Origin of the sequence: Pseudomonas sp. BF-B-30 (genome assembly GCF_019956305.1) — a bacterium.
GTDB classification, from domain to species: domain Bacteria; phylum Pseudomonadota; class Gammaproteobacteria; order Pseudomonadales; family Pseudomonadaceae; genus Aquipseudomonas; species Aquipseudomonas jessenii.
Genome location: NZ_JAHBDG010000002.1, coordinates 148,450 through 161,178 on the forward strand (window position 1 = coordinate 148,450; position 12,729 = coordinate 161,178).

Consider the following 12,729-nt stretch of genomic DNA (forward strand, 5'->3'; position numbering starts at 1 on the left):
TCCCTGGCACCGAAACCAGGACGTCAGCGTTCGACCGCCTTATCGGGCGGGGTCCTGCGTCTGTTGCATGTAGTCGTGTTGAATAACTGCTACGCAATAGCGTCACAACGAAGAGAAGCGGCGAAAACCTTAAGGCCACTGCCGACATTTTCAGGGTCGGCCACAAGCTTCATGAGGATTGCTCGCCAAGACTTCTCGCCCTTGTACTGGACGTTCAGGCCAGGTCAGCTTCTTCAATCTGCCTTGTGGGCAGCGTGTATCCGGGAAAAACAGCTCGGCGGTCAGACGAGCTTGCTCAAACGTGTTGCCTGTACTCCCGATCGGGGAGACGTCTGCATCATGCAAGGGCAAATCGGAGGCGTCAACGGTTTTGTAGTGAATATTTTTAGTCACTACATATTGTCGGACAAAGCTGTTGGGAATTAGCGGGTGGAGTCGAAGGTGTGTCGGTCAGGACGACAAAGGCGGACACTCAAAGCGGTAAAAAGTGCAGGGATAGCGGTCAACCACCTGCTGATGCAAGGTGAGCCCGGCAACGTTGAGCCCCGGCATCACGGCGGCCCAGAACAGGCGCGCCGGCTGATTCGCCTCGATGTGGAAAATCTGCCATTGACCGGGGAATTGACTCAAGAGGGTGGAAACGACAAATCGCGCGACACCCTGGCCACGGAAGCGTCGACTGACAAACAGATAGCCGATGTTGTAGTTGGCGCCGGGTAGAAGGACCTGGTTATCCACGGTCACGAAGCCGGCCAATTCACCGTCGACCTCGATCAGGAAGGGTCGGGTAGCCGGGTTTCGCCAGTAGTCGGGCATGGGCAGGATGTTGAAGAAACCGTATTCGCCGAGTTTCAGCGGTAACCATTCGCTGAAGTCGTAGGTATAGAACTGCATCAGGTTCTCGATGGTTTCCAGTTCATCGCGTTGGGCGGCGTGCAGTTCTATCGAAGGCATACGGGTTGGCTCCAGTTACGCCGGGGCAGGTACACCCTTGATTATGGTTGGCCACAAGGTTTGGTGTCGGGTTCAGGTTTTGCTTGCCGGCTTTGCCCCGCGCCTGGTGCCACTCGATGGTTTGCGCGGGGCGCTCTTGCGCTTTTTCTTCCATGGAGTTGCGGCGCGCCCGCCGGGCGGTGGACCGCTGATGGTCAGGCTCAGGCCGGCACAGCGACTGACCTGCTTGCTCATCCACGCCGCCTGTTTGGTGACGAACTCCTCCAGGCTCATTTCCCCGCTTTGCACCATGTCCAGCGCCTGCTCCCAGATCGCCGTGGTGCCCGGATCGGCGATGGCCCGGGGTACGGCGTCGATCAGGCTGAACGCGGCCGGCGTGGCTGCCAGGGCCTTGCCGTTCTTGACCAGATAACCACGGTCGAGCAGGCCCTGAATGATCGACGCACGCGTCGCTTCGGTGCCGATGCCGGTGGTGTCCTTGAGCTTTTGCTTGAGCAGCGGGTCTTGCACCAGTTTGGCGACATTCTTCATGGCCTTGATCAGGTCGCCCTCCGTAAACGGCTTTGGCGGTTGCGTCCAGAGGTCCTTGAATTGCACGCCGGCCACTGCGCAGTCGATGCCTTCGGCCAGGTTGGGCAGAGTCTGCGGTGTCGGGGCTTCGCGCCCCTTGGCCGGAGCCAGTGCTTCGGGCAGGGCGCGTTTCCAGCCCAGCTCGATGATCTGCTTGCCGACAGCGCGCAAGGCCTCGCCGGCGCAGTCGAAGTCGGCTTGGGTGCGGTCGTATTCGTGATTGGGCAGGAACTGCGCCAGGTATCGGGCGCGGATCAGGGTATAGACCGCGCGCTGTTTGCCCGCCAGACGTTCGAGGTTCTTCGCCGCAGCCGTGGGGATGATGCCGTGGTGCGCGCTGACCTTGGCATCGTTCCAGGCCCGTGAGCGCCGTTGTGGATCAAGATGATCGTGCAAGGCGTTCAACGCCGGATCGGCCTGGCGCAACGCCGCCAGAATGGCCGGCGCCTCGCTGTGCTGACTCAGGGGCAAGTAGCCGCAATCACTGCGCGGATAGGTAATGACTTTGTGGGTCTCGTACAGCGCCTGGGCAATGTCGAGGGTTTCCTGGGCGCCGAGGCCGAGTTTCTTTGAGCAGACCTCCTGCAGGGTACCCAGGTCGAACGGCAGTGGGGCCACTTCGCGCATCCGTTCGGTGCGCAGTTTGATCACCCGTGCACTGGCCGCGCCGCTCATGGCGGCCGCAGCTTGTTGCGCCAATGCCTGATTCAGACAGCGGTCCTGGTCGTCGCAAAGCTCGGATGCCGCGCGCCATTGCGCCGTGAACGCGGTGCCGTTGTGCAGCAGTTGCACGTCGATGGCCCAATAGGGGACGGGCACAAAGTCGGCGATGCTGCGATCGCGATCCACCACCAGGCGCAAGGTCGGCGTTTGCACCCGGCCGACCGGCAGCACGCCTTGATAGCCAGACTGGCGCCCCAGCAGGGTGAACAGCCGACTCATGTTCATGCCGATCAGCCAGTCGGCCCGGGAACGCCCCAGGGCCGAGTGATAGAGGCTGAAGGTCTCGTTCCCCGGTTTGAGGGCCGCGAGGGCCTTGCGGATGGACGCATCGTCCAGCGCCGACAACCAGAGCCGGCGGATCGGCCCGCGATAGCGGCAATGCTCCACCAGTTCCCGGGCGATCATCTCGCCCTCGCGGTCGGCGTCCGTGGCAATGATCAGTTCGGACGCTTCACCGAGCAGGCGCTTGACCGCCTTGTACTGGCTGGCGGTGCGCGGCTTGACGGTCATTTTCCATTTTTCGGGAATGATCGGCAGGTCGGCCAGCACCCAGCGCTTGTAGCGTGCGTCGTAGGCATCCGGCGGTGCGGTTTCCAGCAAGTGGCCGATGCACCAGGTCACCGTGACGTCCGTTCCCAGCCAACAGCCATCGCCCCGGCGCCGGGCGCCGAGGACTGCTGCAATGTCTTTGGCCTGGGAAGGTTTTTCACAGAGGTACAGCCGCATAACCACCATCGTCGATTTATGTGCGAGAGGTGCACAGAATGGCGCTTGATGAACGATGGAGCAATCTTTATCTGTATGGATGTACAGGTTTGTGTGTCGCTCCCGTTCGGCTGCGAAGCAGTCGCGAGGGTAAAACTTGGGTTATACCTGATAAGTCGTGGTTTCAGGTTTTGGGGCTGCTGCGCAGCCCATCGCGGGCAAGCCACGCTGCCACATCGATTTGCAGGTCCATTACCGTCATGAGGAACGTTTTCCATGAAAAGCTCCGGTCCTAGCCCTGTCATCACCATCGCCGAGCAGCCTGGCTGTCTGTTGGTAAAATTTCACGGCATTCAAGTGGCCGCCTCGGCGCGGGCCCTGGTGTTGCTGGAGGCCAACTACCCGCCGGTGTACTACGTGCCGCGAGAGGACATCGACGAGAAGTATTTCGCCCGCACCGACCACACCAGTTATTGCCCCTACAAGGGCGATGCCAGCTATTTCAGCCTGCAGGTGCCAGGGCATGAAAGCGCCAACGCGGTGTGGAGTTACGAAAACCCCAAGATATCTGTCGAACAGATTCGAGAGTACGTGGCGTTCTACCCGGATCAAGTGAAGTTCGAGTTGCTTGACGCCGAAGTTTGATCGGGTTTGATCGCCGCGACGAGGGAGCCAGCTCCCTCGTCGCGAGCAATGACCTCAGTTCTTGTCGAGATCGACGTTGCGCGTCTCACGCAGGCAAATCATCCCCACCACCAGGCTCACCCCGGTGATCACCACCGGATACCACAGCCCGTAGAAGATATCCCCGGTGTACACCACCAACGCGAACGACACGGTCGGCAGGAAGCCGCCGAACCAGCCGTTGCCGATGTGGTAGGGCAGGGACATCGAGGTGTAGCGGATGCGGGTCGGGAACAGTTCGACCATCAACGCCGCCAGCGGGCCGTAGCACATCGCGGAGATGATGATCAGCGCGACGATCAGCGCCACGATCATCGGCTTGTTGATCTGCTGCATGTCCGCCTGTTGCGGGTAACCGGCGAGGGTCACGGCACCGCGCAGGGCGGCTTCGTCGAACCCGTCGATCTTCACGTCACCGACGCTCACCTGCACGTCACTGCCGGCCGGTGCGACAGCACTCTGGTACGGCAGGCCCTGCTTGACCAGGAAGGTCTTGACCTTGTCGCACGGGCTGTCGAATTTCGCCTTGCCCACCGGGTCGAACTGGAAGGTGCAGGTGGCCGGGTCGGCCATCACGGTGATCGGTGCCTGGCGGCTGGCCTGGTCGATGGCCGGGTTGGCGTAGTGGGCCAGGGTCTTGAAGATCGGGAAGTACAGGGCGGTGGCCAGCAGCAGGCCGATCATCAGCACCGGTTTACGCCCGACCTTGTCCGACAGCCAGCCAAAGAAAATGAAGAAGGGGGCGCCGATGGTCACGCTGACGATCAGCAAACCGTTGGCCACGGCCGGGTCCATTTTCAGGAACTGGGTGAGGAAGAACAGCACATAGAATTGCGCGGCATAGAAGGTCACCGCTTGCCCGGCATTGATGCTGAACAGGGCGATCAACACCACCTTGAGGTTTTCCCACTTGCCGAAGGAGTCGCGAATCGGCTGTTTGCACAGCTTGCCTTCTTCTTTCATTTTCACGAAGGCCGGCGATTCATGCAGGCTCAGGCGAATCCAGGTCGAGATGCCCAGCAGCACGATGGAAAACAGGAACGGAATGCGCCAGCCCCAGACTTCGAACTGATCGCCGGTGAAGTAACGGCAGCCCAGCACCACCAGCAGCGACAGCAGCAGGCCCAGGGTCGCGGTGGATTGAATCCAGCTGGTGTGGAAGCCGCGCTTGCCGATGGGCGCGTGCTCGGCGACGTAGGTCGCGGCGCCGCCGTATTCACCGCCCAAGGCCAGGCCCTGGAGCATGCGCAGCACCACCAGGATGATCGGCGCGGCGATGCCGATGCTGGCGTAGGTCGGCAGCAGCCCGACACAGAACGTCGCCAGGCCCATGAGGACGATGGTGGCGAGGAAGGTGTACTTGCGCCCGATCATGTCCCCCAACCGACCGAACACCAGCGCGCCGAACGGCCGCACGATGAAGCCGGCGGCGAAGGCCATCAGCGCAAAGATAAACGCCGTTGTGTCGTTGACCCCGGCGAAAAACTGCTTGCTGATCACCGCCGCGAGGGCGCCATAGAGGAAAAAGTCGTACCACTCGAAGACTGTCCCGAGGGACGAGGCAAAGATGACTTTCTGGGTTTCCTGACTGGTGCCCGCGCTACGCACGGCTTCCAGGGTTTGAACGTTCTCTGACATACCGGTATCCCTCACAGTGATTGTTTTTGTTGTTCCACTGCCGGCACCGGCCTTGTGGGCGGGTGCCGCTACTGCGATGTATCGGGTGTATCCGCTACTTGTAGGAGCGAGCTTGCTCGCGATGGTCGTCAACGATAACGCTGCAAACCTGACACCCACGTGCGCTCTCAGGTTCATCGCGAGCGAGCTCCTACAGGGGGGCGCACAGGATTCAGGGGTGTGCGATCAGTTCCATTGTCGGTGTGATGCTCCTTGTGGCGGGGTTGAGGATCAATTGTGCAGCCTTCTCGGCAATCATCAGCGTTGGCGAGCAGGTGTTGCCCGAGGTGATGCGCGGCATGATCGAGGCATCGGCAATGCGCAGGCCGGGGATGCCATGGACCTTGAGTTGCGCATCGACCACGGCGTCGGCGTCATTGCCCATGCGGCAGGTGCCCACCGGATGGAAAATCGTGGTGCCGATCCGCGCGGCGGCTTCGTGCAGCTGCTCTTCGCTTTGCAGGCTGTCGCCGGGCAGGTACTCCACCGGATTGAAGGCACGCAGGGCCGGGGCGGCGACGATGCGCCGGGTCAGGCGAATGGCGTCGGCGGCGACCCGCAGGTCTTGCGGGTGGCTCAGGTAATTGGGTTGGATCAGCGGAGCTTCTTGCGGATCGGCCGAGCGGATGTCCACCCGGCCTCGGCTTTGCGGACGTAGATCGCAGACCGACGCGGTGAACGCCGGGAAGGCATGCAGCGGTTCGCCAAAGCGCTCCAGCGACAGCGGCTGCACGTGGTATTCGAGGTTGGCTGAAGTCTGCTCCGGCCCCGAGCGGGCAAAGGCGCCCAACTGGCTCGGCGCCATGGACAGCGGGCCGCTGCGGTCATACAGGTAGCGCAGACCCATGCCCAGCTTGCCCCACAGGCTGCCGGCGATCTGGTTCAGGGTGCGGGCATTTTCCAGCTTGTAGATCAGCCGCAGTTGCAGGTGATCTTGCAGGTTGCCACCGACGCCGGGTAACTCATGGGCGACGCCAATGCCCAGCCGCTCAAGCAGTGGACGCGGGCCGATGCCGGAGCGTTGCAGGATGCTGGGCGAACCGACCGAGCCGGCACACAGGACGATCTCCTTGCGCGCCTTGAAGGTTTTTGCCTGGCCTTGCCAGCGGGCGCTGACCGCCGAGGCGCGGCCATTGTCCAGCAACACGCGGTCGACTTCGACACCGGTCAGTACGGTGAGATTGGGGCGTTGGCCAATGGGTTTGAGAAAGGCCTTGGACGCGTTCCAGCGGATGCCGGCCTTCTGATTGACCTGGAAATAACCGCAACCTTCGTTATCGCCCTGGTTGAAGTCATCGATGCTGGCGATGCCGCTTTGCTCGGCGGCACTGCGGAACGCATCGAGAATCGGCCACGACAGGCGCTGGCGTTCGACCCGCCATTCGCCCGTGGCGCCGTGAAACTCGGCGGCGCCGGCAAAGTGATTTTCACTCTGCTTGAACAGTGGCAATACGTCTCGCCAGCTCCAGCCAGGATTGCCGTCGGCGGCCCAGCCGTCGTAATCGCCGGCCTGGCCGCGCATGTAGATCATGCCGTTGATCGAGGAGCAGCCCCCCAGCACCTTGCCGCGCGGGTAGCTCAGGGCGCGACCTTGCAGGCCCGGTTGCGCTTCGGTCTTGAAGCACCAGTCGGTGCGCGGATTGCCGATGCAGAACAGGTAACCCACGGGGATGTGAATCCACGCATAGTTGTCGCGGCCGCCGGCCTCGAGCAGCAACACGCGATGTTGCGCATCGGCCGACAGTCGATTGGCCAGCAGACACCCGGCCGGCCCGGCCCCGACCACGATGTAATCGAATTCATCTAGGGAAGCCTGCATCCCTGACCTCGTGTTGTTGTTCTTGTTGTCTGTCATCCTAGTTGTTAGCTTTCGTCAAAAGAATGTTAGTTTTTGCGCAGCTGCTGTGCGTTTTTAAACAGCATCCCGAACGGCAACGAACAAGGACGATTCATGTTCGACTGGAATGACCTGCGGTTTTTTCTCGAATTGCAGCGCAGCGGGCGTTTGCTCACGGCAGCCCGTCGTTTGAACACCACCCATGCCACCGTGGCGCGGCACATCGAGGCCATCGAAAAAAGCCTCGGTACGGCGTTGTTCGTCCAGCATGCCCAGGGTTACGAGATGACCCCGGCCGGCGAGGCGTTGCTTAAACACGCCGAGGCGATGGAGAACGTGGCGCTGCTGGCCCAGGAGGAAATCACCCAATCCACCGCGCCGCTGGGCAAGATCCGCGTCGGCGTGACGGAGGGGTTGGGCATCATGTTCCTGGCCAGTCGCATGAACGGCTTGTTCGAACGCTATCCGGGGCTGGAGGTGGAACTGGTGGCGGTGCCGCGCTTTGTCAGCATCCTCAACCGCGAGGCGGAAATCAGCATCCACCTTGAGCGCCCGGCCGCCGACATGCTGGTCACCCGCAAACTCACCGACTATCGCCTGGCGTTGTATGCCAGCCAGGACTATCTCGATCGATCACCGCCGTTGCGCAGTCGGGAGGACCTGGGGCGTCATGCGTGGATTGGCTATGTCGATGATTTGCTGTTCAGCCAGGAACTGATGTTCCTCAACAGCTTCTGCCGCAACCCTCGGGTGGTGTTTCACAGCACCAGCGTGATCGCCCAGCAACAGGCGGCGCGCTCAGGCCTGGGGATCGCCGTGCTGCCGTGCTATATGGCCAGCGCTGATCCCGGTCTGGTGCCGCTGCTGCCGGACGAAAGCATCCAGCGCAGCTACTGGATCAGCACCCGCCGGGAGCTGCACAAATCGGTGCGGCTGCGGGTGTTGTGGGATTATGTGGTGCAGATGTGTGAGCGGGAGCAGGGGTTGTTGTTGGGCGGTGCCTGAACTGGCGTCTTCGCGAGCAAGCCCGCTCCCACAGGGGGGCGCATTCCAATGTGGGAGCGGGCTTGCTCGCGAAGGCGGTGGCACATACAGAATTGATCTTATGGTTTAACCGAGAATCTCGAACGCCGTGCTGGCCAGCCGTTCACCATTGACCATGATGTGCACCGCATGGCGCCCCGCATAATGCCGGCGGGTGGTGAGTTCCTTGATCTGCTGGCCACGGCTGACGGCTTCGACGGCGTTGCCCGGCAGCGTCAGCGCCTTGAGCTTGAACACCTTCGCCGAGGTGTTGCCGTTGGCCTTGACGTAATCGATGGCGTAGTCGATCACCAGGCGCTGGCTGCTTTGAACGGTGGATTTGACGGCAAACGACAGGGTGATTTTTTCTCCGAGGCCAATCACCGGCGGTTCGACTTTTACATCAACGATCTCGACTTCAGGCTTGCCGCCCGCGCCGATGATCGCCAGTGCCCGCCGGTTGCCCTGTTTGATCAGGCTGCGCAGGGCGTGTTTGGCGATCCATGCGGTGTGCCGGTTGTCCAGCGACCAGCCTTCGATCAGGTCCAGCACCCAGTCGGGATGATCCTTGGTGATGTCGTTGAGGTGGTTGGCCACGGATTTGCGTACGTACAGGCTCGTGTCGGCCTTGAGGTTGTCGAGGATGTTCGCGGCCAGTGTCGGGTCGGCCTGAATGGGCTCCAGCCGGAATGACCAGGGCAGGCGTGGCCGGCATCCTTCGCTGGCCAGGCGCCGCACATGCTCGTTGTCATCCAGCGACCAGGCGTGCATCAGCTTGAGCGAGCGTTCGAGGTCATTGCGTAGAAAGTGACGGATTGCGAACTCCGAAGAGCCAAAAGCGGTGAAGTACTTCAGTGCGTCCATCGATTGATCGAACGCATGGGCGCCGTAGCTGGCGACAAAGTGCGGCAGGCACATGCTGACGAAGCCGCTGTTCAGGCGCGGGGCGAGGGCGCGCAGTACCTGCAGCGACGCTTCATAGTCCAGCGGCAACACCGCGTGCAGGCATTCGCTGACCCGGGCCATGCGTTGCATGACGCTGAGGTCTGCCAGGCCGGTTTGGGCAAGCTTCAGAAAGCGCTTGGCTTCGAATGCCGGATAGACCGCGGTCATCTCGGAGGCGATGTGACTGAGGCGCTCGGTGTTGAAGATTTCCTTGAGGGCGGGGGCAGGTTGGTCAGTCATGGTGGATTCCTTTGAAATGATTGTTTATCCAATGCACCGCGTTATCGTTCTTCGCGAGCAAGCCCGCTCCCACAAGGGGGCTCTGTCAGGCTCAATATTTTTGAACACCCAAGATCCAATGTGGGAGCGGGCTTGCTCGCGAAGGGGACCTTAAATCCACCTCATTTTGTGCCCACCTGCTCCTGCAGCTGATCCGACTCAAACAACTTCGCCAGTTCGATTCGCGCTTCCTGCGCCGTCTGCATCACTTTCACCGCGTCGTCATACACCGCATGCTGGGCTTCGAGCACCACTTCGTCGTGCTGCTTGAAGCGCTTGATCCGCGCATCCGCCTGAGCCTGGGTCAATCCCAGCCCGATCAGGGTTTGCCGGCTCATTTCCAGGCTCGAATAAAAGGTTTCGCGCACGGCGTGTGCGCCGACGTCCATCAGCCGGTGCACATGCTGACGGTTACGGGCGCGGGCGATGATTTTCATATGTGGATAGAGCTTGCGCACCAGCTCGGCGGTCTTGATATTGGTGTCCGGGTCGTCGGTGGCGATCACGAAGTACTCGGCTTCCCCGACCTTGGCCGCGTTGAGGATTTCCGGGCGCATCGGGTCGCCGTAGAACACCGGCACGCCACCAAAACTGCGGGACAGTTCGATGGTTTCCACCGAGGTGTCGAGGGCCACGAACTTGATGTTCTGCGCGCGCAGAATCCGCGCAACGATCTGGCCCATGCGACCCATGCCGGCGATCACCACCCGTGGCGCGTCGGCGTCGATTTCGCGGAACTTCTCCGGCACTTCCACCGGTTGCACTTTCGGGCTGACCAACCGTGCGCAGAGCAGCAGCAACAAGGGTGTCACGGCCATGGACAGGGTGATGGTCAGCACCAGCAAGTCATACAGTTCTGCCGCGAACAGCCCGTGATCTCGCCCGATCTTGAATACCACAAAGGCAAATTCACCACCGGCCGCCAGCACGATACCCAGGCGGATCGCGCTGACGTTCTTCAAGCCACCGGCCAATCGACCGACAATAAACAGCAGCGGCAGTTTGATCGCGATCAGCAACAGGGTCAGGCCCAGCACCGCCACCGGCATGCTCAGCAGCAGACTCAGGTTCGCACCCATGCCGACACTGATGAAAAACAGCCCGAGTAACAGGCCCTTGAACGGTTCGATCTGGGCTTCCAGTTCATGGCGATACTCGGAGTCCGCCAGCAACAGGCCGGCGAGGAAGGCGCCCAGGGCCATGGAAATCCCGACCAGTTCCATCAGCCATGCTGTGCCAATCACCACCAGCAACGCCGTGGCGGTGGAGACCTCTGGCAACGCGGTTTTGGTCACCACGCGAAACACCGGTCGCAGCAGATAGCGCCCGCCGATCACCACGACGGCGATGCTGGCCAGCACTTGCAGGCCGTGGTTCAGGTTTTCGCTGACGGTGGTGCTGTGATCGCCGCCGGCCAGCAACGGCACCATGGCGATCAAGGGGATCGCGGCGATGTCCTGAAACAACAGAATCGCGAACGCCAGCCGCCCGTGGGGGCTGGTCAGTTCCTTGCGTTCAGCCAGGCTTTGCAGGCCGAACGCCGTGGACGACAGCGCCAGGCCCAGGCCCAGGACGATCGCGGTGTTCAATGGCTGGCCAAACAGCCACAGCGCCACCACGCCGATCACCGAACCCGTCAGCAGCACTTGGGCCAAGCCCACGCCGAACACTGATTTGCGCATCACCCACAAGCGTCGCGGTGACAGTTCCAGGCCGATGATGAACAGCAGCAATACCACGCCGAGTTCGGAAATGTTCGCGACGCTTTGCGGGTTGTCGATCAGACCCAGCACCGACGGGCCGATGATCACCCCGGCAAACAGATAACCCAGAACCGCCCCCAGTTGCAGGCGCTTGGCTAATGGAACGATGAGTACGGCCGCCATCAGAAACACGACAGCGGCTTGTAGCAGGTTGCCTTCATGGGGCATGGGCGAAACTCCAGGACTCGGGACAGCGGGGGGCGTCAAGGATAAAGGCTGGGTTCCGTGAAGATCCACTGCGGCAGTGGTCTGTTACGCAGATTGATGGCGAATCTTGCCGGCCTCGCAGGAGATGGGTGGGGTAGATCGGGTTTTCGATCAATCTGGAAGGAATCGGCTCAGTCGCCGGTGGAAAGCCCATGCTTGTGTGCGTAGGCGTACAGATCTACGCGATTCGTCAGGCCCAGCTTGCTGTAGATCGATGTCAAATGGTTGCGCAGCGTGTGCTCGCTGATGTGCAGTTTCTCGGCCACCAACTTGCCAGGGGCAGAGGGGTCGCGGGCCAGCGATGCAATGGTTTGCTGCTCGCGGCGCGTTAGCTTGGCGATTTTTTGTTGCTCCGGGTCTATATCGCGCTCGACTTTCTTGCGCGCCAGTTCAAGGAAGATACGGCTGGTCGCATTGCGGTCAATCCAGAGCTCGCCGTCATGCACTTTTTCTATGGCTTTGAGCAATGTTGATGCGGATGTCGACTCCCGCTTATCCACCACGCCACGTGCGCCCGCCAGCACCGCACTGTCATGCAGCGTCACGTCGCTCGACCCTGTCACGACCAGAATCTTGGCTTTGGTCTGTCTGTGCAAGTCGGCCAGCGACTCGATACAGTCCTCGCTGTCCAGGTCCAGCACCACCACATCCGGCGCGTATTGGTGCAGCGAAAGCAGGTATTGCGCCACCGACGCCACCGAACCCGCCAGCGCCAACCTTGGTTGAGCGCTTTCCACCAGACGCTCAAGGCCCCAGGCCACGAGCGGTAGAGCTACTAACAGGACTTGAATTGGCATTCGGGTCGCTGCCTCTTTAGGCGGGTTGTGTTAGCTGATCATGATAGCAATCGTTGCAGCCTGTAGCTTTTTTCTATAGCGCTTCAGTCCCCCCCTCCCATGACATTTGTCCCATAAAACACTGTTTTCATGGGTGATTGACTCCCAGAAAAAAAGGGATAGCGCACTCATGTAATAAACAGCGGCCGTTTTTAGACTGCAGTCATGAGAGACGCACACCGAATTGAGCCCCGTGAACAAGTCACCCTGTCGCTGCAACTGATCGGCGGGGGCAAGGGTGTCATCCGTGACATCAGCGCCTCCGGTTTGTATTTCGAAACCGATAGCGAGCAGCAGGTGGGTGGCTTGATTGACTTCGAGATCGAACTCGACACGCCCGGCGGCCCCATGAAGTTCAAGGCGCAAGGTCAAATCGTGCGCATTGAACCGCTGGGCGGCAGGGCCGGGGTGGGCGTGAAGCTACTGGCCAGCCGGCTGGTACCGGTGGAGTGAAGTGTTCGTGGGTTGAGGAAGAATCGGCTTGCGGCTGTTGGTGGCCCACAGCGGTTTTTTGCTCAGAGTGACA

General features: G+C 61.1%; 10 protein-coding genes. 3 read left to right on the forward strand and 7 right to left on the reverse strand.

Features of this window, described 5'->3' with window-relative positions:
- Positions 1 to 450: 450 nt before the first annotated feature.
- Entirely contained in the window at positions 451 to 954 is a 504-nt protein-coding gene (locus KGB29_RS01465) for a GNAT family N-acetyltransferase (protein ID WP_150814985.1), read from the reverse strand.
- Positions 955 to 1,026: 72 nt separating this feature from the next.
- Positions 1,027 to 2,973, reverse strand: coding sequence for a DNA topoisomerase III (locus KGB29_RS01470; RefSeq protein WP_150814986.1), 1,947 nt, complete (start codon positions 2,971 to 2,973; stop codon positions 1,027 to 1,029).
- Positions 2,974 to 3,228: 255 nt separating this feature from the next.
- Between KGB29_RS01470 and KGB29_RS01475 the strand changes: the two genes are divergently transcribed.
- Positions 3,229 to 3,597, forward strand: coding sequence for a DUF427 domain-containing protein (locus KGB29_RS01475; RefSeq protein ID WP_090454941.1), 369 nt, complete (start codon positions 3,229 to 3,231; stop codon positions 3,595 to 3,597).
- A gap of 54 nt (positions 3,598 to 3,651) precedes the next feature.
- On the opposite strand, the gene KGB29_RS01480 is transcribed toward KGB29_RS01475, so the two are convergent.
- Positions 3,652 to 5,274, reverse strand: coding sequence for an MFS transporter (locus KGB29_RS01480; protein WP_057715232.1), 1,623 nt, complete (start codon positions 5,272 to 5,274; stop codon positions 3,652 to 3,654).
- A gap of 211 nt (positions 5,275 to 5,485) precedes the next feature.
- The gene (locus tag KGB29_RS01485; protein WP_150814987.1) at positions 5,486 to 7,132 is read right to left on the reverse strand and encodes a GMC family oxidoreductase; all 1,647 of its coding nucleotides are present in this window, start codon (positions 7,130 to 7,132) and stop codon (positions 5,486 to 5,488) included.
- A gap of 132 nt (positions 7,133 to 7,264) precedes the next feature.
- On the opposite strand from KGB29_RS01485, the gene KGB29_RS01490 reads away from it, so the two are divergent.
- Positions 7,265 to 8,155, forward strand: a complete 891-nt coding sequence (locus KGB29_RS01490) for a LysR family transcriptional regulator (RefSeq protein WP_095944100.1) — start codon at positions 7,265 to 7,267, stop codon at positions 8,153 to 8,155.
- A 105-nt stretch (positions 8,156 to 8,260) separates the two neighbouring features.
- Here the strand turns inward: KGB29_RS01490 and KGB29_RS01495 are convergent, their stop codons facing one another.
- From KGB29_RS01495 to KGB29_RS01505, 3 genes are all read right to left on the reverse strand, one after another.
- Positions 8,261 to 9,358: a DNA alkylation repair protein gene (locus tag KGB29_RS01495; RefSeq protein WP_150814988.1), complete on the reverse strand. Its 1,098-nt coding sequence runs from the start codon at positions 9,356 to 9,358 to the stop codon at positions 8,261 to 8,263.
- A 161-nt stretch (positions 9,359 to 9,519) separates the two neighbouring features.
- A complete protein-coding gene (locus tag KGB29_RS01500; protein WP_150814989.1) occupies positions 9,520 to 11,328 on the reverse strand; it encodes a monovalent cation:proton antiporter-2 (CPA2) family protein in 1,809 nt (602 codons plus the stop codon).
- Between the two features lie 170 nt (positions 11,329 to 11,498).
- On the reverse strand, positions 11,499 to 12,164 hold the full coding sequence (locus KGB29_RS01505; RefSeq protein ID WP_150814990.1) for a LuxR C-terminal-related transcriptional regulator: 666 nt from the start codon (positions 12,162 to 12,164) through the stop codon (positions 11,499 to 11,501).
- Between the two features lie 204 nt (positions 12,165 to 12,368).
- On the opposite strand from KGB29_RS01505, the gene KGB29_RS01510 reads away from it, so the two are divergent.
- The gene (locus KGB29_RS01510; protein WP_150814991.1) at positions 12,369 to 12,656 is read left to right on the forward strand and encodes a PilZ domain-containing protein; all 288 of its coding nucleotides are present in this window, start codon (positions 12,369 to 12,371) and stop codon (positions 12,654 to 12,656) included.
- The last annotated feature ends 73 nt before the right edge of the window (positions 12,657 to 12,729 follow it).